Source organism: Campylobacter armoricus (assembly GCF_013372105.1).
In the GTDB taxonomy this organism is placed as follows: Bacteria; Campylobacterota; Campylobacteria; order Campylobacterales; family Campylobacteraceae; genus Campylobacter_D; species Campylobacter_D armoricus.
This window is the reverse complement of record NZ_CP053825.1, coordinates 581,510-602,113: the sequence shown is the minus strand read 5'-3', so window position 1 is coordinate 602,113 and position 20,604 is coordinate 581,510. Positions and strand designations below refer to the sequence as shown.

Annotated in this window: 31 protein-coding genes and 1 tRNA gene; 22 read left to right on the top strand and 10 right to left on the bottom strand. The window is 27.0% G+C overall.

Annotation, left to right across the window (positions count from 1 at the left end; translation table 11 throughout):
• Positions 1-2: 2 nt before the first annotated feature.
• Positions 3-1,001 carry a hypothetical protein gene (locus CARM_RS03170; protein WP_139424901.1) on the bottom strand — a complete coding sequence of 333 codons (999 nt, stop codon included), beginning with the start codon at positions 999-1,001 and terminating at the stop codon, positions 3-5.
• 181 nt (positions 1,002-1,182) lie between these two features.
• Between CARM_RS03170 and CARM_RS03165 the strand changes: the two genes are divergently transcribed.
• Positions 1,183-1,332: a hypothetical protein gene (locus CARM_RS03165; RefSeq protein WP_161593863.1), complete on the top strand. Its 150-nt coding sequence runs from the start codon at positions 1,183-1,185 to the stop codon at positions 1,330-1,332.
• On the opposite strand, the gene CARM_RS03160 is transcribed toward CARM_RS03165, so the two are convergent.
• Both CARM_RS03160 and CARM_RS03155 read right to left on the bottom strand, forming a co-directional pair.
• Entirely contained in the window at positions 1,329-1,511 is a 183-nt protein-coding gene (locus CARM_RS03160; protein WP_139424899.1) for a hypothetical protein, read from the bottom strand. The two genes, CARM_RS03165 and CARM_RS03160, sit on opposite strands and share 4 nt — an antisense overlap.
• The gene (locus tag CARM_RS03155) at positions 1,508-1,729 is read right to left on the bottom strand and encodes a hypothetical protein (protein WP_139424896.1); all 222 of its coding nucleotides are present in this window, start codon (positions 1,727-1,729) and stop codon (positions 1,508-1,510) included. Before CARM_RS03155 ends, CARM_RS03160 begins: the two co-directional genes overlap by 4 nt.
• A 112-nt stretch (positions 1,730-1,841) precedes the next feature.
• On the opposite strand from CARM_RS03155, the gene CARM_RS03150 reads away from it, so the two are divergent.
• From CARM_RS03150 to CARM_RS03125, 6 genes are all read left to right on the top strand, one after another.
• A complete protein-coding gene (locus tag CARM_RS03150; RefSeq protein WP_139424894.1) occupies positions 1,842-2,564 on the top strand; it encodes a S24 family peptidase in 723 nt (240 codons plus the stop codon).
• Positions 2,561-3,349, top strand: coding sequence for a HipA family kinase (locus CARM_RS03145; protein WP_139424891.1), 789 nt, complete (start codon positions 2,561-2,563; stop codon positions 3,347-3,349). Before CARM_RS03150 ends, CARM_RS03145 begins: the two co-directional genes overlap by 4 nt.
• Positions 3,336-4,058: a DUF3037 domain-containing protein gene (locus tag CARM_RS03140; protein ID WP_139424888.1), complete on the top strand. Its 723-nt coding sequence runs from the start codon at positions 3,336-3,338 to the stop codon at positions 4,056-4,058. Before CARM_RS03145 ends, CARM_RS03140 begins: the two co-directional genes overlap by 14 nt.
• 2 nt (positions 4,059-4,060) lie before the next feature.
• Positions 4,061-4,726, top strand: a complete 666-nt coding sequence (locus CARM_RS03135; protein WP_139424884.1) for a DNA/RNA non-specific endonuclease — start codon at positions 4,061-4,063, stop codon at positions 4,724-4,726.
• A gap of 63 nt (positions 4,727-4,789) precedes the next feature.
• The gene (locus tag CARM_RS03130) at positions 4,790-5,290 is read left to right on the top strand and encodes a Panacea domain-containing protein (protein ID WP_139424881.1); all 501 of its coding nucleotides are present in this window, start codon (positions 4,790-4,792) and stop codon (positions 5,288-5,290) included.
• The gene (locus CARM_RS03125) at positions 5,283-5,564 is read left to right on the top strand and encodes a hypothetical protein (RefSeq protein WP_139424878.1); all 282 of its coding nucleotides are present in this window, start codon (positions 5,283-5,285) and stop codon (positions 5,562-5,564) included. Before CARM_RS03130 ends, CARM_RS03125 begins: the two co-directional genes overlap by 8 nt.
• A gap of 3 nt (positions 5,565-5,567) precedes the next feature.
• On the opposite strand, the gene CARM_RS03120 is transcribed toward CARM_RS03125, so the two are convergent.
• On the bottom strand, positions 5,568-6,338 hold the full coding sequence (locus CARM_RS03120) for an SEL1-like repeat protein (RefSeq protein WP_139424875.1): 771 nt from the start codon (positions 6,336-6,338) through the stop codon (positions 5,568-5,570).
• A 166-nt stretch (positions 6,339-6,504) separates the two neighbouring features.
• Between CARM_RS03120 and CARM_RS03115 the strand changes: the two genes are divergently transcribed.
• From CARM_RS03115 to CARM_RS03050, 14 genes are all read left to right on the top strand, one after another.
• Positions 6,505-6,780, top strand: coding sequence for a hypothetical protein (locus tag CARM_RS03115; protein WP_139424872.1), 276 nt, complete (start codon positions 6,505-6,507; stop codon positions 6,778-6,780).
• Positions 6,781-7,438: 658 nt separating this feature from the next.
• On the top strand, positions 7,439-7,642 hold the full coding sequence (locus CARM_RS03110) for a hypothetical protein (protein ID WP_139424868.1): 204 nt from the start codon (positions 7,439-7,441) through the stop codon (positions 7,640-7,642).
• Complete coding sequence (locus CARM_RS03105) at positions 7,643-7,891, top strand: hypothetical protein (RefSeq protein ID WP_139424865.1); 249 nt, start codon at positions 7,643-7,645, stop codon at positions 7,889-7,891.
• Entirely contained in the window at positions 7,881-8,750 is an 870-nt protein-coding gene (locus CARM_RS03100; RefSeq protein WP_139424862.1) for a lambda exonuclease family protein, read from the top strand. Before CARM_RS03105 ends, CARM_RS03100 begins: the two co-directional genes overlap by 11 nt.
• The gene (locus tag CARM_RS03095; RefSeq protein WP_139424859.1) at positions 8,743-9,459 is read left to right on the top strand and encodes a hypothetical protein; all 717 of its coding nucleotides are present in this window, start codon (positions 8,743-8,745) and stop codon (positions 9,457-9,459) included. The genes CARM_RS03100 and CARM_RS03095 overlap by 8 nt, the downstream gene beginning before the upstream one ends.
• Complete coding sequence (locus CARM_RS03090) at positions 9,443-10,138, top strand: hypothetical protein (RefSeq protein WP_139424856.1); 696 nt, start codon at positions 9,443-9,445, stop codon at positions 10,136-10,138. The genes CARM_RS03095 and CARM_RS03090 overlap by 17 nt, the downstream gene beginning before the upstream one ends.
• A gap of 9 nt (positions 10,139-10,147) precedes the next feature.
• Positions 10,148-10,324, top strand: coding sequence for a hypothetical protein (locus tag CARM_RS03085; protein WP_161593862.1), 177 nt, complete (start codon positions 10,148-10,150; stop codon positions 10,322-10,324).
• Between the two features lie 2 nt (positions 10,325-10,326).
• Positions 10,327-11,082 carry a DNA-methyltransferase gene (locus CARM_RS03080; RefSeq protein ID WP_139424854.1) on the top strand — a complete coding sequence of 252 codons (756 nt, stop codon included), beginning with the start codon at positions 10,327-10,329 and terminating at the stop codon, positions 11,080-11,082.
• Between the two features lie 13 nt (positions 11,083-11,095).
• Complete coding sequence (locus tag CARM_RS03075) at positions 11,096-11,749, top strand: hypothetical protein (protein ID WP_139424852.1); 654 nt, start codon at positions 11,096-11,098, stop codon at positions 11,747-11,749.
• Entirely contained in the window at positions 11,746-11,973 is a 228-nt protein-coding gene (locus CARM_RS03070; RefSeq protein ID WP_139424848.1) for a hypothetical protein, read from the top strand. The genes CARM_RS03075 and CARM_RS03070 overlap by 4 nt, the downstream gene beginning before the upstream one ends.
• A gap of 146 nt (positions 11,974-12,119) precedes the next feature.
• A complete protein-coding gene (locus CARM_RS03065) occupies positions 12,120-12,557 on the top strand; it encodes a hypothetical protein (RefSeq protein ID WP_139424847.1) in 438 nt (145 codons plus the stop codon).
• A gap of 28 nt (positions 12,558-12,585) precedes the next feature.
• Entirely contained in the window at positions 12,586-13,098 is a 513-nt protein-coding gene (locus CARM_RS03060; RefSeq protein WP_139424844.1) for a YopX family protein, read from the top strand.
• 44 nt (positions 13,099-13,142) lie between these two features.
• Entirely contained in the window at positions 13,143-13,808 is a 666-nt protein-coding gene (locus tag CARM_RS03055; RefSeq protein ID WP_139424841.1) for a pentapeptide repeat-containing protein, read from the top strand.
• On the top strand, positions 13,805-13,984 hold the full coding sequence (locus CARM_RS03050) for a MerR family transcriptional regulator (protein ID WP_139424838.1): 180 nt from the start codon (positions 13,805-13,807) through the stop codon (positions 13,982-13,984). Before CARM_RS03055 ends, CARM_RS03050 begins: the two co-directional genes overlap by 4 nt.
• On the opposite strand, the gene CARM_RS03045 is transcribed toward CARM_RS03050, so the two are convergent.
• From CARM_RS03045 to CARM_RS03030, 4 genes are all read right to left on the bottom strand, one after another.
• Positions 13,981-15,189, bottom strand: coding sequence for a tyrosine-type recombinase/integrase (locus tag CARM_RS03045; protein WP_139424835.1), 1,209 nt, complete (start codon positions 15,187-15,189; stop codon positions 13,981-13,983). The genes CARM_RS03050 and CARM_RS03045 overlap by 4 nt on opposite strands.
• A gap of 213 nt (positions 15,190-15,402) precedes the next feature.
• Positions 15,403-15,479, bottom strand: a tRNA-Arg gene (locus CARM_RS03040).
• A gap of 44 nt (positions 15,480-15,523) precedes the next feature.
• Positions 15,524-16,540, bottom strand: coding sequence for a fla regulon two-component system sensor histidine kinase FlgS (locus CARM_RS03035; RefSeq protein ID WP_139424833.1), 1,017 nt, complete (start codon positions 16,538-16,540; stop codon positions 15,524-15,526).
• 5 nt (positions 16,541-16,545) lie between these two features.
• A complete protein-coding gene (locus CARM_RS03030) occupies positions 16,546-17,397 on the bottom strand; it encodes a DUF234 domain-containing protein (protein WP_139424830.1) in 852 nt (283 codons plus the stop codon).
• 60 nt (positions 17,398-17,457) lie between these two features.
• On the opposite strand from CARM_RS03030, the gene CARM_RS03025 reads away from it, so the two are divergent.
• The gene (locus CARM_RS03025) at positions 17,458-18,723 is read left to right on the top strand and encodes an aminotransferase class V-fold PLP-dependent enzyme (protein ID WP_139424827.1); all 1,266 of its coding nucleotides are present in this window, start codon (positions 17,458-17,460) and stop codon (positions 18,721-18,723) included.
• On the opposite strand, the gene CARM_RS03020 is transcribed toward CARM_RS03025, so the two are convergent.
• Positions 18,724-19,482 (bottom strand): transporter substrate-binding domain-containing protein, encoded by a 759-nt coding sequence (locus CARM_RS03020; protein ID WP_139424824.1) that lies wholly within the window; start codon positions 19,480-19,482, stop codon positions 18,724-18,726.
• Position 19,483: 1 nt separating this feature from the next.
• The gene (locus tag CARM_RS03015; protein WP_139424821.1) at positions 19,484-20,227 is read right to left on the bottom strand and encodes a transporter substrate-binding domain-containing protein; all 744 of its coding nucleotides are present in this window, start codon (positions 20,225-20,227) and stop codon (positions 19,484-19,486) included.
• Positions 20,228-20,604 lie beyond the last annotated feature (377 nt).

Genomic DNA, 20,604 nt, shown 5'->3' with positions numbered 1-20,604 from the left:
TTTTAACTCCTAGTATCCACATCTATAACTATATTTTCTGAGTTTTCCTCAATCCCATAGTATTTAAGCAAACTATCAACCACATCAGCATCAGCTTCTTTTTTTCTACTAAAACGCTGATTTTTCCTCATTTCATTCTCCTTTGCATATTTAAGCCAAGTATGTAAGCTGCCAGCCACTGAAGCCATTTTTTTATCGCCCCTTTTCCATTCTCTAGCGTCCCAATACTCTATAAAATCTTCGGCCAAACACTCATCAAAGCAAGTGTTATGTTTTTGATTAAAGGCGTTAATCTGCCCCATTAAATCATCTATGCTAGGCTTTTTAAATTTACCCATATTTACCCCTAGTTGAGTTTTTAAACCGCTCGCACTCACCACAAAAAAAGTTCGCGTAGCGTTATTATTTTTGTTTATATTTTCTTTATTTTCTAAATTTTCTTTTTTTATAAATTCTTTATTATTTATATTTATATTATTTATAAATTTATTATCGCTTGCGTGCGTGCGTGTTTCTATATATAGGGAATTTTCGTTTTTTTCTTTTTCCGTATTCAAATTTCCGACTACGGAAGAAGTGTTATTTTTAAATGTTTTGTTTAGGTTTTCATCAGCACTTTTAAGCTTATATTCAGTTTTATTAAAATGCTTAATTATTTCATTGTTTTCATCTTTTAAAATCCACTCATAATTAAATCTGTGATGATTTGTTTTTTTGATTTGAAGTAGATTAAAATGTATCAACTCATCTTTAGCAAGTCTTAATCTTTGCAAACTTATTCTTGTATCTTTTTTGATTAAAATAAGCTCTCTTAGATACATTTCACTTACTAAGGTTTTTTCGCTCATTCTTTTAAGCTGTAAATAAAGTGCTAAAGCATCCATACTTAAGCCACCATAAAAAATCGTATTAGCTACCTTTGTAAAACCTCTTCTAGCTCTAAGTGGTTTTTTAACTCCTAAAACCACTTCTAAACTAGCTTTAAAACTTGGAATACTCATTATCTTCCTTTACCTTTGAACTTTTGATATAAAAAATGAGACAAAGAATAAATAAAAACTCCGATTAAAAATCCTATACTAAGACCTGAAAGCAAGTAGTTAATCACACTCATAAAACATCCTTTTCACTCACACTCCTTTTTAGTTAAAATTCCCCATCTTTAAAGAAAGGAGAATTAAAATGGAAATCCAACAATTAGAAAAAATCATTTTAGATTTAAAGCTAAGAGTTGAAGCATTAGAAAGCAAAGTAGCTTTATTGGAAAAGAATAAAAACACTTCGCAACACTTTAGCCTTGATACTCCAGATTTAATTAGCGACAAAGATTAATCCTTATTAAGTATTAAAGCATCTTCAACCCTTAAGGCCAAGCTAATATCAAGAGAGATGAATTTATTTAAAGTCGAAAAAATATATTCATCGACACTTTTATTATCTTGGCTAGAAAGTGTTTCAAGCACCTTATAATGCTCATCTTTAATTTTTATTTTCAAATTAAGCTCTTTCACCCACACTCCTTTTTTGGTTTTCTTCCTCTTTTTGGTATATTGCTAAGATTAGAACGCACATCTACCCAAAACTCATGCGGAATTCCATATAACCTTTTAAACTCTATTTGTTTTTTAAAAGATGGGCGTGTTTTATTAGTTCTAATTTTTTTAATACTTACCAATGAATAATGTTGTTTCATTAAATTAGTAAATTTCATAAAATCAATTTTTTTCATAACTGAAGTATAAAATAAATATTCTTATATGAAAATTAAAAAAGAATAAATATAAGGAACGAAAATTGCATAAATAAAAGTGTATAATTTTTATACCAAAAAAGGAGATAATTTGGCGAGAAAAGATAAAACCATAGATTATTTATTTGATAAAGATAAATTCCAATTTTATTTAAGAAATAGAGATAAAAAAATAACTTATCAAGACTTAATAGAAATTTTATATAAACACGGCATAGAATATACAGAGCCTGGAATAAAAAAGTGGTTTGTGAAAAATGGTAGATCAGAGCCACCTATGGGCGTAATTAAAGTGATCTGTGATGAGTTAAAAATACCATTTGATGAAATCATCACACAAGATATATTTAAAAAAGACAATCAAATCGAATTTAAATACTATCCTGATATTTCAGCTTCAGCTGGATATGGAGTTTTAGCACAAGATATAAATTATACTAGTATTTGTGTTGATGGAAGTTTTCTAAAAGAGATTTTAGACATTCCTATAAAAAAAAGCTACGATATTATAAAAATAAATGGCGATAGTATGGAGCCGCTTTTAACACATGGAGATTTTGTTATTATTGATAGAAGTAAAAATACTCTTGATACTATTTCGAGTGCTGATATAGTTATTTTTAGACAAGGCGAAGATTTGTATTGCAAAAAAATTAAAAAAGAGGCTTTTTGTGATTTTATTTATTTAGTATCTGAAAACAAAGACTATAAAGAAGTTAAAATTAGCGATTTTGCACAATGTGAAATCATAGGAGTAGTTGTATCAAAAATGGCTGTTGAAACCTTTAAAAATTTTATAGAGTTTGTAAGATGAAGGAAGATTTAAATAGTTTTGAAATATCTAATATCATAAGAACTACAGATTATGGAGCTAGTTATCCTTTGGAAGTAAGCATTAAAGATAATTCAAAATTTATTTTAAAGACTAAATATAACAGCGTTTGTGGTAATGGAAAAAGCTTATTTGTTGAACTTTTTTCTTATTTATATTTGCGAAAAATTGGATTTAAAAATATCCCTAACATTACTCTACTAAAAATAGATGATAATACTATAAAATTAGCAGAAATTAAATTACAAAATGGAACCTTAAGAGATAGAGAAGCTTTAAATAATATAAAACAATCTAAAGGCCTAAACTTAGGAGTTTCATATATACACAATGCTAATAAGGTTTTTCCAATAGATTTGACTAATAACTTTAAAAACAATACCTGTCTTTATGATGGTATTTTAATGAATAGCGATAGAGAATTTAAAAATCCAAATATACTTATAAATAAAAACAAAGAGCTATTTTTGATTGATTTTGGATTAGCTTTTGATATATCTGAAGCTTTGAATACTATTTTGGATAACGAAATCAATTCTAATAGATATTTTTATAAAAATATTTTTGATTATAATTATCTACTTTTTGAATATTTAAAACATATAACAATAAGTCAAAATAAATTAAAATATCAAGATATATTAGATATAATAGATTTGATACCTCAAGAATGGTTAAGCTTATCTTCTGCTAAAAAGAAAGCTTTATGTAATATGATATGCAAAAGACAGGGGCAAAGATTAATTTATAGTCATGAAAATATTTAAATATAAAGTTATAAAATATTTCCCATTTACAGCTAGTGAAGAATTTATAAATATAGGCTTTTGGCTTTGGGATGAAAAAGGAAATAAAGCACAAAGTTATATTACCGATAATGATGAACATATAAAAATATTAGCCAAATGTCCATTAATAGATGTAGATTTTATTAAAAATAGCATAGAAAGATTAAAACTAGAAACAGATGAAAGATACTGGTATGGAAATCATTTTAGATTTGGCGATTTTGATGCTATTGCTCACGATAACTTAGAGAGTGCGAGAGTGTTTTTATACCACGAAAAAATAGGAGAAAAGTTTAAAAATATTTCAATAAAATACAAAAATATAAGATATGAAACCATAAAAAATAACGCCATAAATTTAATACAAAATGATTTTAAAAATGACTTAGAAATAATTTCAGAGCGTGGCGAATATAACTTGCATATAATCAACAAACACTCCAAAAAAGAAATTTTTTCAAGACTTGGAAATATCACTATAGACAACGACATAAAAGAAGCTTTTTTTAAGACAATTGAGTATGATATTCCATTGTTTTTCTTGCAATGTGAAGAGTTTATACCTAGCAAAAAAACACAAAAAAGCAGGGAAAGTCTAGAAAAGGTTAATTTAAATTTTAGATCTTTTTACGATGAGCAAACACAAAACAACACCTTAAAAGAAATAGTTTCTACCACTAAACAATGAAAATGAAAAAACTTATAATTTTACCACTATTAACAACTCTAGCCTTAGCTGATTACACACAATATAAACCGAGTGAAGAGTTTGCGAAGTATTTTACTAAACAAAACTGCTCGCAGGTTTTAGATAAATTTTATTATATTAATTGCTATGATTATAATTATAAAGGAACTAAAGCAGTGGCTTATAAATTAGAAGCAGATAATCTAAAAGGCAAACAAATTAAAAAACGCCCACGCTTTGAAGATGATACAAATATACCTAAAAAATATCGCACCACATGGAGTGATTATAAAAATAGTGGTTACACAAGAGGACATACCCTTTCTAATGCCTCTATGAGAAAAACTACCCAAGCCCAAAAAAGCACTTTTTTAATGAGCAATATTACTCCACAAAATCCACAAATAAATCAAAGTGTTTGGAATAAGATTGAAAAAAGAGAAAGACAAGCGGCTTTAAAGCTTGGAAGAATTGAAGTTTTAAATTTAGTTAATTATGATAGCAACCCACAAAGAATAAAAAATCAAATTGCTATTCCAAACTCTTATATCAAGATTTTAAAAGGCAATAATTTTAAAGAATGTTATAAAATTCCAAATCATAAAGTCGATAATTTAAGTATAAAAAGCTATAAGTTTAATTGTGATATTTTAATTAGCAATTATTAATCTTAAACGATTTTTTAGTTTAAGTATAATATGCTTTTAGAATTTAAAAATAAGGAGTATAAGATGAAAAAAATAGAAAATATAATCATTTATATTATAAATTACTTTCAAACAAACTATGCTCCAGCTGATCTTGGAAAAGTGAAATTGAATAAAATTTTATGGTTTGCAGATAGGGCCTTTATGTATAAAAATTACACATCTCTAACTCAAACATCTTATATAAGAAATCCACAAGGACCAGTAGTTAAAAAATTAGAAAACATTTTAACTAATTTGGAAAAAAATGAGTTTATCAAAAGTATAAAAGTAAATAAGGGCGAATACCAACAACAATCTTTTTTATGTTTAAAAGAACCTAATTTAGATGATTTTACCGCAAAAGAAATAAGTATTTTAGATGAAACTATCAATAAATTTGCCTTAAGAACAGCAAAAGAGCTTTCAGAAATTTCTCATGATGAATGCTGGGAAAAAACAAAAAATGGCGATACTATGCCTATTGAAAGTGTATTTTTACAAGATATTATACCAGCCACCAAAGAAGATACTATAAATGGCTAGTATTACAAATGCAGATGATTTATGCAAACATTTTAATATAAATGAAGATTGTAAAACAAAAATACATCAACTTTACAATACCCATAAAGATAAGTTTTTAAGACCCGCTATTGCATATTTTCACGCCATTAAAATACAACATGGAAATATTTTAATAAATCAGCATGAACACCCAAAAGGGATTTTTTATGTAAAGACAAATTATTTTAAAATTATTTATAAAAAGAAAGGTTTTGAGATAATTAATATAGACTGGATAGACAAAGAACCATAACTCTCAATACCCCATCAACCTTTTATATCCATCACAGCCAAGTTGATAACCGCCATCACAAGCTAAGCCATAGTATTTTTTTGCTTGTTTAAAATCAACCCTTATACCTTTGCCGTTTTCATAAAGTAACCCAACAGATCCACAGCTCACACTATCCTTATATTTATCACACAAAAGTTTTAAATTTAAAAAAGCTTGTCTTATAGTACCTGGTTTAAATAAAAATGCAGTGGTTTTTTTACAGGCACAAGGCATATCTATTATATCAGATTGTAATTTATCATTATAATACAAAGGACATGCATAAGCCCGATTAACTTCAAAATCATTCATCTTTTTTAGTAGTTTTAGTGTCTCTATAGCTTTTGTATCATTAGTTTTATTTAAAGCAAAATTTATTTCATCTAAGGCATTTTTGTGACTATCCAAAGAGATCAAATAATTAATTTCTTCATACTTTTTATCTTTGTCCGCATTAAGAATTAAACCAACATGAGTCATTATTTTAATCAAATTAAATATATTACTCTCAACTTTATAATTTCCATCTATAACAAAATTATTATAAATATACAAACAAGCTTCTTTATTCTTTTTATCATAGCAATCACTAAAAGATTTTTTGTATAGTTTTTCTTCTGAAAGATTAAAATTTTTGTTTTTATAACCAACGGCGTGTTTTTCTATATACGCGAGTGCTTCATTATCTCTTTGCTCACATACATCAAACCCTAAAGCATATATACATACAAACAAAATCAGTAATTTTTTCAACAATAACCCTTTATTTTGCCTTTATTTTATACTCAAAATTATATCATAAATACATTTTTAAAAAGTATAAAATATTTATATTTTTTAATTTAATTTTAAGGATATTTATTTTATACTTTCTTCATCGAAACAAATGAAACCTAAGAAACAAAAAAGGATTTAAAAAATGTTAGATAGTTGCTACCTTGATTTAGAAAAAAGAGAAAGAGAGACTGATACTCTAGCTAAAGAGCTTATGTATGAAGAGAGTATGAGGGGTAAAAATCTTTTTTATCTTAAAGATTTGATAGATGATTTTATAACAGATCTTGAATACAAATTGGATGATTGGGAGTTTTCAACTTCTTTAAAAACTTACAAAGAAGATGTGGGCTTTGAGATTTGGGATTTAATAGCCAAAGTAAAGCAAACACAAAGAGCTTTAGAAGCTATCAAAGTTTAACAAAGTCTTTTATTAAAAAGACTTGATTAAGCTTTTGACTGCTTGAAAATTAAGCTTTATTGCCGCGTTGGCAAAGTTTATAGCAGAAGGGTTAGCAAGTTATCCAAAAACTTGGCTTAGCATAAATGTTTATAGTGCTATTTTATGTTTTCTTGCACTTTAAAAATGACAGAAAACTTAAGGGTTTAAGAATAATTTTGTATAATAACAATTGTATTAAGTATGGCTACTCTTTCGGTTTTTTAGAAAGGGGGTTATTAGTGAGCAAGATAATTGATTTTATAATTCTTATTTTAGAATTAATAAAAGAGATAATTAAGCTCGTTAATTATCTCATATAAAAAACCTTAGAATATATTATATATATCCACGCTTAGTCTAAGCTTAATGCAATTATAACAATAACCGAAAGAGAGCGTGGCTTTCGGCTTTCTTAAACCCCTTTTTATACTCAAATGAGCGCAAAGATTTTTGTTTTGATTTTTTTAATGGCTTCAACTAAGACCTTATAATGAAATTGTGCGTTTTAATCCCGTCGCCAAACAAAATTAAAACGCACTTTATTTAACGAATATTCCTTAATTATAAACAATAAGACATATTCTTTCCTTTTTTGCTTTGCGCTCTTTTGAGTATAAAAATTTTAAAAGGAATACCAATGAGAGCAGAAGTAATAAACAAAAAAGCATATGTTCGTTTTGATGATTATGCAAGTGAGGTTAGCGAATATAAAAAGAAAATAGCTTTACTAGAAGAAAAACTAAAAGAAGCTAGTGACTTATTTAAAAGCGAAAATAGCTTAAGAATAGCCATAGAAATTGAAAATATAAAGCTATTAAACTTATTAACAAAGGAACTTTAAATGTTATTTTTCAAAAAAGATGATGGTTTGCAATTAAAGCTTTTCAAAGCTCAAAACCACATAAGACTTAAAAGCAAAGCAATCAATCAAGGCTTATTAGCCCTAGAAGAAAAAGAAAAAGAGCTTAAAAAATTTCTTTCTTTTAAAATAAAAGTATTAGAAGAACTGGGGCTTATAGCTATGGATAACGCCGAAGAATTAGCAATTAAAAAAATAAAAGCATTAAAGGAGAAAACAAATGAAATATAAAATCATAGAATTAGAACAAGGCTCTAACGAATGGCTAGAGTTTAGAAAAGGAAAAATCACAGCTAGTATAGTCGCTTCTTGTATTGGGGAAAAAGGAGCTTTTTTAAGCAAAGAAAAGGCAAAAGAACTTATACAAGGACTTTCTAAACCACATACTAGCCAAGCTATGCAAAAAGGCAAAGATTATGAAGAATTAATCAGAGCAAAAATGGAATTTATAGTAGGAAAAGATATAACACCTATCGTTATTCAAAGCTTAGAAAATGAAAATTTCGCGGCTTCTTTAGATGGTATAGATGATGAAAAAACAATATATGAGTTTAAATACTCAACCAACAATGAAGAATACGAACAAGTGTTAAAATTTAAAAAACCTAGCCCAAAATACTATGCTCAGGTTCAATTCCAACTTTTTGTAGGTGGTTTTGAAAAATGTGTTTTTGCAGTCTTAAATGAAGATGATGATTTAGTTTATTGTGTGGTTAAAAATGACAAGGAATATCAAGATTTTATGCTTAAAAAGATTGATGAGTTTGTAAATGATTATCTTGTTAATCAAAAAAGTGATTATAAAGAGCTTGAAGATACCCACGCAAAAAATTTAGCCTTAGAAATAATCAGACTTGAAAACACCATAAAACCTATAAAAGAAAAACTAGAAGCACTTAAAAAAGAATTTATAGCCTTAGCAGATGGCCAAAAGGTTAAATGCTTAGATATTAGTGTTTATCCACAAAATAGAACAACGATTGATTATAAAGGATTTTTAGACTTTGCTAAATTAGAAATCCCGCAAGAGTATATAAAACAAAGCACCTCAATGTGTTTAAAAATCAAAAAAGGAGCACAAAATGAATGAATTAGTAGTAAGTGAAAAAAAAGAAAATAATCTTAACTTTAACCCCTATGAACTAGCATTAGTTAAAGGGGACTTATCAGGATTAAGTGATGAAGAGCGAACCTCATATGTAAAAAGCATTTGTGATAGCTTGGGTATTAATATGTTAACTAAGCCTTTTGAATACATTATGCTTAATAACAAACTAAGCCTTTATGCAACAAAAGCAGCAACAGATCAGTTAAGACAAATCCACAAAGTATCCATCACTAAAACAGAAACCAACCAAATAGGAGATATTTACATGGTTACCGTTTATGCTAGCACTCCAGATGGTAGAACAGATTGCGATACAGGAGCTTTAAATATTAGAAATTTAGGCGGGGATAACCTAGCAAATGCCCTAATGAAAGCCATAACTAAAGCTAAAAGGCGGGTTACTTTGAGTATTTGCGGTCTTGGAATGTTAGATGAGAGCGAATTAGATACTACCAAAAACTATAGCAATACTAAAGCAACGCTAATAAAAGATGAAGCAAATGAGCTAAAAAAACTTGGGCTTGAGTTAAGAAAAACTTTAGAGGATATGGGTTTAAACAAAGAAGAACAAGACGCATTTATCAAAAACAACAATATCTTTACAACAAATAAAATAAAAGAATTGTTAGATGATAAAAATAAATTACTCGAACTTAAAATACAAGGATTAAACGATGATACCAATATTTAAAGCAAGTATGGAAGTGGCAAATTATCAGCCACTACTTGAATATTTAAACGAGGGTGGTTTATATAGTGGTTATTTTAGAAAAATATTCTTATATGATACTACCAACAACGCGGGCAATGTAAATACCTTTGTAAAATGTGAATTTATATGCCAAAAACACAATAAATTAGCTGATTTTAGTTTATTTATTGCAAAGAATGGAGATTTTACATACACAAACTCAAAAGGCGAAAAGGAAAGCTACTTAGGTTTTAGACAACTTAACGCAATAATGCTCTTTTTAGGTGTAGAAGAACTTGACTTTAACGAAAAAATAAAAGCAAATGTCTATGGTAAAGAAATGGAAGTTATTAGTCTTGATGAGCTAACAAATAAAACCTTAGTTTTGGGTTTTGATACAGAAGAGTTTTTAAATAAAAACAATCAAATTGAAAATAAAATAGTTCTTAGTAGAATTTTTAACTCAAAATTGCAAAGTTTTGATGAATTTAAAAACCAAAAAGAGTCAGTTGCATACAAAAACTTTAAGGCCAAACACAAAAAATTACCACAAGAGCAAAACGAGTTTCAAGCTCAAAGCATTTCATTTGACCCATATTCACAAAATTTTAACCCAAAACCTCATCAAACCCATACTTTAGATGCCACCTTAGAAGATGATGGTGAGCTACCATTTTAAAGTAAGTAAATGTTAAAAGAAAAAATAAACACAGCCATAGAACACGCAAGAGCTTTGATTGCAATCAACAAAGAATGCTTAGAATTGATTGATTATATGGAAGAATGTGATGAAGATGAATTAAGGGGCAATTTAAGTGATTTAAAAAAACTCTTGATAAAAGCAAAAGAATTATTGAAAGGATGAAAATGCATACACCTAAATTATTTAATGATCATTTTCAAAATTACAAAAGGTATCATATACCAAAAGCACAACTTGTAATAGCTGATATCCCCTATAATTTAGGTAATAATGCTTATGCTAGCAGTCCTGAGTGGTATATAGATGGTGATAATAAAAATGGAGAGAGTAAAAAAGCAAATAAATCTTTTTTCGATACAGATCATAATTTTAATGTTAATGAATTTATGCATTTTTGTAGCCACTTGTTAATAAAAGAACCAAAAGAATGTGGTAAAGCACCTTGTATGATAGTTTTTTGTTCTTTTGAGCAACAATTTATGTTAATAAATGTAGCAAAAAAGTATGGTTTTAAACACTACATTAATTTAGTCTTTAGAAAACCAAGCTCTTCTCAAGTTTTAAAGGCAAATATGAAAATAGTAGGCAATTGTGAATACGCATTGCTTTTTTATAGAGAAAAACTTCCAAAATTTAATAATGATGGAAAAATGATTATGAATTGCTTTGAATGGACAAAAGATAAGGATATTAACAAAATACATCCTACCCAAAAGCCTATAAAACTTTTAGAAAGATTAATTAGCATTTTTACTGATACTGGTGATGTTGTTATAGATCCTTGTGCTGGAAGTGGAAGCACATTGGTTGCTGCTACAAATCTTAACCGCAAGGCTTATGGATTTGAAATTAAAAAAGATTTTTTTAAAAGTGCTAATGAAATCATGTTTAAACAAATAGAAAGAAGTTTATTTGCTTAAAAAAGGATAAAAAATGAACAAAGAACAATTTAACGAAATCAAAGAAAGATTAACTAAATACAGAGAAGTAAGGCATTTAACCTATGAAAATCAACAAGCAGAGTTTTTAGGTGATGTATTTGAAAAAGTTAGCAAATATTTTAGAGCTAAAGACGACTTAGAAAGCGTTGATGCTTTGTGTTATATGGCTATATTCTATATAAATAGTTTTAGATTTGAATACACAACCGTAACTTTGTATGAAAATTTATCGAAAGAGCTTTTTATAGTAAATTTAATTTATAGGTTGGGAGATTTTATAGAAAAAAACAAAGAATTAGACTTAGAGTTTATAGAGATTAACTTTGGATTTGTATTTTTAGCTTCAATTGAAAATATAGTTTCAGATTTAGGATTTAATTTCTATAAATGTATGTTGCAAACTATAAAAGAAATTGAAAGTCGCACAGGACATTATGATGATGAGCTAAAGAAATTTGTTGAGAAAAGAGGTGCTTATAGCGTTCAAGATAGTGCTGATAAGTTTTCAAAAGAAAATATAATAGATAGTGATTTTTATGTATTAGAAGATGAAGATTATTTTGTAGTATTTAACAAAGAAGATGATTTTGCTTTAGATAGATATGTTAAATGGTATAAAGCTGACTATGAAAGATGTAAGCTATGATTATAAAAATACTTAACTTTTTAACAATTAAAACTCATTATTTTTGTGCCTATGAGGCAATATCAAATGATGGAGAAAAAATCAAAGGAAGCACTATAGCTACAGAAAAGAGGTATTTTTGGAAAACTTCTAACCCAGATATTTTATATAGATATATAGTTAATTATTTGAAAGAAGATGTTAGAGCAGAAAAAATAGTTTTTACACAATTTCATAAATTATAGAAAGGATTGAAAAATGATACAAATTAAAATTAGTTATACAGTAGCTTATATTTTGTATGGAAAAGAATTAGAAAATTTTAACACTAAACAAAGTGTTGATGTGAATGGCATGATTAGGGCTTAAATAATTAAAAAAGGATTTGTAAATGAAGATACGAGATTTAATAGAAGATGAAGAGTGTAGTATTTATTATGTAGATGGTAAAGTAAGTGCCACAAGAAAAATTTTAAAGAAAAATTTAGCCATTAAGGAAATTAAATCATATATTAATACAAACAAAGATGTGATTGTAGCTTTAATGAGGGGTAGATTTAATGATATTTCTAGCAGTTATAATGTTTATATGAATAATAGCGAAGTTATATTCTCTATAACACTTTATAAAAATATGTCTAATAACACAGAAGCTTTAAAAAATAAAGCTAAGAATGCTATTATATTTGATATATCTAGAGATTTATTACCTATGAAAATGTATGTAAATATATCTAATTGTGTCCAATATGAATTTTTAGAAAACATTGTAAGGAGAAGAATTTTTATATTTACTGGAGAGTTTTTAAACTTAAGTTTGCAAACTTAAAAAAACAATACAGCTTAAAGGATAGCAAATGAAACTACAAGATTTTGATTTTAGAGTTTGGAATGGCAAAAAATATTTAAAACAAAAAATATACAATGATAATATAAACGACAATGAGTATATCGCTGTTACAGGAAATGTTGATGATGAGAACTATGTTTTTACTATAAAACATAGTTGTGAAAGAGATTATTATGGTGGAGACTACGATGAATATTGCAAAGTTAAAGACTTTATATCGTGTAATTATGAAATAGAACTATGGACAGGGCTTTACGATAAATTTGGCGATAAAATCTATGAAGGAGATATTGTAAAGTATTGTGATTTTGAAAATTTAGTAATTAAATTTGTGGATGGAGTTTTTATAGCTAGTCGTTCTTATAATGAGTTTATAAAAAAAATAAAACATGGATACAATGAAGAAGAAGTTAAAAACACTTTGTTTAAATCATCTTATAAATTATACAAGCAAGTTTTTGATGAAAAAATGTGTGATAACTTAAAAATAATCGGCAATATCCACGAAAACCACATCTAAACCAACAAAAAAACAATATTAATTCTAAAACAAGAGGAAATAAAATGGCTACAATTTATGACAAAAAAGGAAATATTATTATAGAAAAAACCGAATTTAACTCGAATGAATTACTTGATTTTTGCAGAAAGCAAAAAATATCTTTAAGAGACGCTAATTTTAAAGAGCAAAATTTAGTAGGTCTAGATTTTAATAGCTTAGATCTAATCGGGGCTGATTTTACCGACGCTATTTTACAATATTGCAATTTCCAATCAAGCATTATATCAAATGCTAATTTTACAACCGCTGTTTTAAAAAACGCCTATATGCAAGATGTAATCGCAAATGAAACTAATTTTAAAAATTGCTCATTGCAAAATATTATTTCAATTTCAGCTAGATTTGTAAATTGTGATTTTAGCGGGGCTGATTTAAGAGAAAATAATTTTTTAAAAACTAAAATTTTAAATCCGGTTTTTAAAAATACTTTAATTTCAAATACCATAGGAGATATGAAAAACATATGCTCGCTACAAGTAGAAAAATTTTTTATATCATTTAATTCACAAGATATAGCCATAGGTTGCAAACAAGAAAGCATATCATGGTGGAAAAATGTAAAAAATGAAGAGTTAAACGATGGTCGTGAAGATTATACGCAAGTATGGAATGCATACAAAGACATTTTGTTTAAAATTATTGACATAAAAAAAGGAGTTAAAATATGAAAAAACCAGTATTTTTATCAGTTGAAGATGTCAAGCAAAAATACAATTTTACTAATTTACAGCAGTTTAGAATGCGAAGAGCAGGACTACCTTTTTATAAATTCACAAACAAGCTTATAAAATATGACAAAAAAGAACTAGAAGAATGGATAGAAAGTAGAAAAAATGCTTGCTAAAAATCAAAATCACATAAAGAATTTAAGTATTTTCCATACCAATTCATAAGCTGTTTTCTTAAATCGATAGCCTTACTTCTATTATAAGCTCTTTCAACTTCGCTTCCATTTACATGATGCAATATCATCTCAGCGATATCTTTGCCTATGCCAAGTTTTATAAGCTCGTTGCTTTTTTCAGTGCATATACTCCTAAAAGTGCTTCTAAATCCATGTATTGTATGTTTTAAATCATACATTTTAAAAAACTTGCTTGCAAAATTATCGCTAATGCATTTGTTGAGATTAAAAAACACATATTCTTTGTTTATATTAAACATCTTTTGCATTTGTAATATTTTTAATGCATATTCATTCAATGGAATAATATTTTCACCATTGCTTTTTACTTTCAAGTCTTTAGCCTGTATAACCCAAAGATTATTATTAAAATCTATCTCACTCCATTTAGCAAATCGTATATTTTTACTTCTTTGTGCTGTCAAAAGCGTAAAATAAATTGCGTTTATAATATTTGGATTAGTTCTTGCTCTTTGTCTATATTCTTTCATACATTCAAGCATAAATTTAACTTCTTTTTCTTCTATCAAAGCCTTAAAATGCTTCACGCTACAATCATCATTAATTAGCTTATAATACTTTTGCAAATCTTTCAAATCTGCAATAATATTAGTTTTTAATTCCCCTCTTTGCCTTGCAAGTTCTAAAATCCTACAAATAAAAGCAATACTTTTATTTAAAGTTGAATAAATATTTTTTGAATTCATATGATCATAAATAGGTAAAAAATCTTTCTTTTCTAGCAAATTAATAGGCTTTTGCCCTAGCATAGGCTGTATGTATTTTATAAAGGTTCCCTGCTCCTTTTTTATAGTAAAATATGATAGTTTTTTTCCTATAGTTTGTATATAGTGATCATTTGCCATATTTAAAGTGAATTTTTTATTCTTATTATCGATAAAATCCCCGCTTCTTAATTGTTGTAAAATCTTAATCGCTTCCTTTCTAGCTTCTGCAAGACTTAACAATCCTTTTCTAAACTCTCCTATGGTTATATATTTTTTTAATTTTTGTTCTCTAAGTTGAAAAACTTTTTTACCTGTAGGATGAATTTTTAAATAAAGCTCTTTTGGCTCACCGAGCGGAACTAAGTATTGTTTTTCCTTTATTTTTAATGCTTCTATATCGCTTTGAGAGAGTGCCATTTTTATCCTTTATACCCAAAAATATACCCAATAAACACCAAAAATATACCCAATGTCTATAAAAATAACGCTGGGTATAAAATGGGTATTGAAATTATATCAAATAAAAGAAATAAAAGAAATAAAAATAAATTATATTTTATATAAAAATATGTTAAAATAGGAGTTCAAAAGAAATGAAAGAAACATAAAAAAACCATATTTATTAATAAATGGTGTCCCCAGCAAGGTTCGAACTTGCGACCTCAGAATTAGGAATTCTGTGCTCTATCCAGCTGAGCTATGAGGACAAAATATACTTTTATTATTTTAGTCAATTTTTGTTTTATAGAACTTAAATTTTAAGTTCTATAAAAAAACATTTTGGATTTTCTTCAAAACCCAAAACCCCATTATGTGCGTCAACTATTTGCTTAGACAAGGAAAGTCCTAAGCCATTCCCTTTTAATTTTGTTGTTTTAAAGGCTTCAAAAACCATTTTTTTGTCTTTAATTTGGACGCCATTATCATATACTTTAATAAAAATTTTATTTTCTCTTTGTTCGCATTTAACTTTTATTTCCCCTTCGTCTTTTTCACTTTCTTCAATAGCATCTATAGCATTATAAAGTAAATTTTGTAAAACTAAAGCTAGTAAAGATTTATCAGCATTAATTTTAAAATCAAAAAAATCAAATTCAAATTCAATGTTTGCCAAATAATTATACGCATTAACAGCTTGTTCGCATTCATCTTGCAACTCTTGTAAATTAAATTCATTTAAATTAACATGCACACCTTTTGTAAAAAGTAAAGTAGAATTTACAATACGCTCAACTCTTGAAATAGCCTTTTGAATTTCTAAAACAATATGCTTATTTTTTAGCTCACTTCTTTCAAATAAAGTTGAACTTAACAAAGAAATAGAACCTATAGGATTTCTTATTTCGTGTGCTAAATGTGCAGCAATCGTTCCCATGCTAGCTAGTCTTTCATTTCTTTTTTCATCACTAATATCTGTAGCACTAACTATTAATTTATCAACATGAGAAGTAACTTTTATCAAATAAAACTTGTGATTAAATTCAAGCTCATAGTGAGTTTTTTCAAGATCAATATTTTCTAAAAGTTTTGGTTGCTGTCTAGCGTTATTGTTTTGTAAAGTTATTTTTTTATTAGCATCTAAAATCCATAAAGCCATCGGTAATACTTCTGCAACTTCATCCATGGTTCGTGTTAGAGAAATATAATTTTCACTAAGTTGTTTATATTCATTTTCTAAAACAAAAGTTTGTTCTATTAAAAATTTTAATCCTCTTTGTAAATCTTCTTTTTCACTAGAATCTAAACTTTTTAAAATATTTTCATCCATTTTTATCAAACCTCATTTAAAAGAATAAAATCATCTAAAGTGTATAAAAGCAAATTATGCTCCTTTTTTGCAATAAGCTCTTTACTAAAACCACTTTTTGAAAATAAAACATACAAATTAGGCTGAATTTTAAGCTGTTTTGCTTTATTTTTTAAAATGTTTAATATATTTTTACATACTTTTCTCTCTTTAAATTTAGCTTCACCTAGAACACAAAAATTGTCCTTTTGATAATAAAGATCTATCTCGCAATAATAATTCCAAAAACTATACACTTGTTCTACTTTAAGTTTTTTTGCTAAAAATTCTTTACATAGTAGTTCAAAAGCAAAACTTTGATAATTTTCTAAATTATTTTTTATAGTCTCTAATATTTCGTTATATTTTTTTTCAACTATTAAATTTAAATTAGGATAAATAAAATAAAAGTAAAATCTTAATCCTTGATTAGCAAAGATAAGTTTATCCTGAATATTATAAGTTCTTAATTCTTTTTTAATCTTTTGTCTTTTGTTTTTTACAATAGGCTTTTCTTGACTTTTTTCAAGTATTAATATATTTTTTTCTAAAAGTTTATTAATAAGCCCCAAAGCTTGAAAATGTGGAATTGACTTGTTTATAGAATATCGTTTTCTATTGTTTTTACTTAAAATACACAAAGCTTTCAATGCATTTTCCTCTAAGCCTAAAGAATTTAAAATATCAAAAGCCCGTAAAATAAAAACATTTAAAATATTATCATATAAATCCAATTTAAAATCAAAGTCAAAACCATCAAACACACTATAAAAATCAAAAAGTTCTTTAATGTTAAAGCTTTTATTAAGTTTTGAAAAATCTCTAAATTTTATAATCATTCCCTTTTTTTAAATGTATTGTATGATATAATTTTAACAAATTTTAGAGGAATATTTATATTGAAAATAGAAGAATTAAAAAAAGATATTATATTAAAAAAAGGTATATATTATTTTGATTTTACAGCAAGCGCCTTAGCATTAAAAAGCATAGAAAAAGAAATTAAAAAAATTCTTGCAACTTATGCTAATACTCATTCAGATAGCTCTTTAAATTCCTTCACTACGCAACAGCACTATGAAAATGCAAGAAAAAATTTAAAAAAATACTTAGAAATTGATGAAAGTTTTGCCTTAATAGCTTGTGGAAATGGGTCTTCAGCAGCTATAAAAAAATTTCAAGAGCTTTTAGGATTATATATTCCACCATTAATCAAGCAAAAATATTTTCAAAATATTGATAAAAAAAAATTACCTTTAGTTATAGTAGGACCATACGAGCACCATTCAAACGAACTTTCATTTAGAGAAGCCTTGTGTGAATGCATACGCATACCTTTAAATAAAAATGGTGAATTAGATTTTATATTTTTAGAAAAATTATTACAAAAATCCAAAAACAGACAAATCATAGCAAGTTTTAACGCTGCATCAAATGTTACAGGAATTTTAAGTGATTATAAAAAACTCTACTCTTTAATTAAACAATACAATGGTATAGTTGCTTTTGATATTTCCTCTTTAGCCCCTTATGCAAATTTAAACTCCAAATTTTATGATGCGACATTTATTAGCTCTCACAAATTGCTCGGAGGGGTGGGATCTTGTGGTTTGCTTGTTATTAAAAAAAATTTATGCGGAAGCACCCCTAGTTTTGCAGCAGGTGGAACCGTGGGTTATGTCTCAAGAATTTCTCAACAATATTTATGTGAAGTAGAAAATTTAGAAGAAGGTGGCACACCTGGTATTATTCAACTTATTAGAGCAAGTTTGGCTTTTAAAATACGCAACGAAATAGGATTAAATTTTATAAAACAAAAAGAACAGGAACTTTGTAAATACTTTTTTAAAGAGTATAAAAAAATTCCAAATCTAAAGCTGTATGCACAAAATATTACACATAGGCTTCCTATTTTCGCTTTAAATATAGAAGGAATTTCACCTTTTGATTTAGCTTATAAATTAAGCAAAACATATAAAATAGAAACAAGAGCAGGTTGTGCTTGTGCAGGACCTTATGGACATGATTTACTTAACCTAAAAGATAATCAAAAATTAAATTTTAAACCAGGGTGGCTAAGGGTAGGATTTCATTATATACATACAAAAGAAGATATTGATTACTTTTTCAAAGCCTTGAAAGCAAGCATCAAGGCTTTGAGTTAATTATTGTAAATCATATTTTTCTACGATTTTTTGATAAGTATTATCAGCTTTAACTTTTTCTAAACCGGCATTAATTTTTTGAACAAGTTCAACTTGCTTTCCTTTATCAAAAGCTACACAAAATCCTGAACTTCCATCATTTTCTTCTAAAAATGCTTCCAATTCTTCATTCGTTTTTAAATAACCTTTACCAATATCTTTATCTGTTAAAACAGCATCAACCTTACCAGCTTTTAAAGCTAAAATTGCTGCTAACATTTCTTCACTTGCTACCACCTGTGCATTTGGTATAGTTTTAGCAGCACTTTCTTGAAGTGTTCCAAGTTGAACTCCTATCTTTTTGCCCTCAAGAGTTTTTTTATCACTAATACTTGTATCAGTTTTTAATTTTAAATATAAATTTTTAGTATTAAAATAAGTATTGCTAAAGTCCATACTTGCTAATCTTTGTGGAGTTGAACTCATTGCAGAAGCAATCATATCAATTTTTCCAGCTTTTAAAGCAGGAATCAAACCATCAAAACTCATATTAACCCACTCAAGTTTTAGATTTTCTCTTTTAGCTATTTCTTCTAGTAAATCTACATCAAAACCAGTAATTTTTGCATCTTTAATAAAGTCAAAAGGAGGATAATTTGCTGCTATACCTACTTTATATACTTTTTCACTAGAAGTACTAGCTTGACTTTTATCACTAGAACAAGCACCTAAAGCCAATATACCAAATATTGTCAAAACAACATATAATATTTTTTTCATTTTAATCCTTTAAATTATATTTAACTAAAAATTTTTCTAAAGTACCATCTTTTTTCATTTCTTCTAAATATTGGTTAACCTTAAAGATTAAATCTTTAAACTCATTTTTTCTAAACGCTATACCAAAACCCTCGCTTCCATCATCTTCTTCATAAAAAGTATTTATATTAGGATATTGTTTCAAAAAATTCATTGCACTAGCTTTATCAGTTACTACAGCATCAGTTTTTTTAGCATCTAAACTTAAAAAGCAATTTAGCATACTTTCATTGGCCACTACTTTTGCATTTAAAATTTGCTTTGCTGCATTTTCTTGAATAGAGCCCAATAATACACAAATATTTTTTGATTTTAAATCATCTTTTTGTAAAAAATCACTATCTTTGTGTTTTAAATACACATTTTTATCTTTAAAATAAGAAATACTAAAATCCACATTTTGTGTTCTTTGAGGAGTGATTCCCATAGAAGAAATAATAAGATCGATTTTTTTACCCATCAAAGCTGGAATAAGTGCATCATAACTCATATTAACAAACTCTATTTTAAAATTGGCTCTTTTTGAAAGTTCTTCAATAATATCTACATCAAAACCACTAAGTTTTCCATCCTGTATGAATTCATACGGAGGATAGCTCGCTTCTATTCCAACTTTTAAAACTTTATTTTGATTATCAGCTTGCTTTGAACAAGCACCTAAAATTAATAAACTAAATAACGCTAAAACAACATATAATTTTTTCATTCTATCTCCTAAAGATCAAATTAAATAAAAAGTTATAATATGTCTAAACGCCTATATTTTTTCATTGACACTCCTTGATTTAGTAAATTTGCTTGAAATTATATCAAAAAAAATTTATTTGTAAAGGTTTTGTATCCATCCATAACATTTAGCACTTTTTACTATATTTTTCTAAGATATATTTTAAGTAAATTTATATTATGCTTAAAAACAAATAGAATAAAATTGCATTATCAAATACAAGCTATAAATATTTCTCAATTAAATTTATTCAACACAAAAAATAATAGCTAGCAAATATCCTAATGTTTATTACTTTATTTTATAATATCTTTTTGTCTTAGCCAATATTCTACAGCACTCAATTTTTGTTTAAA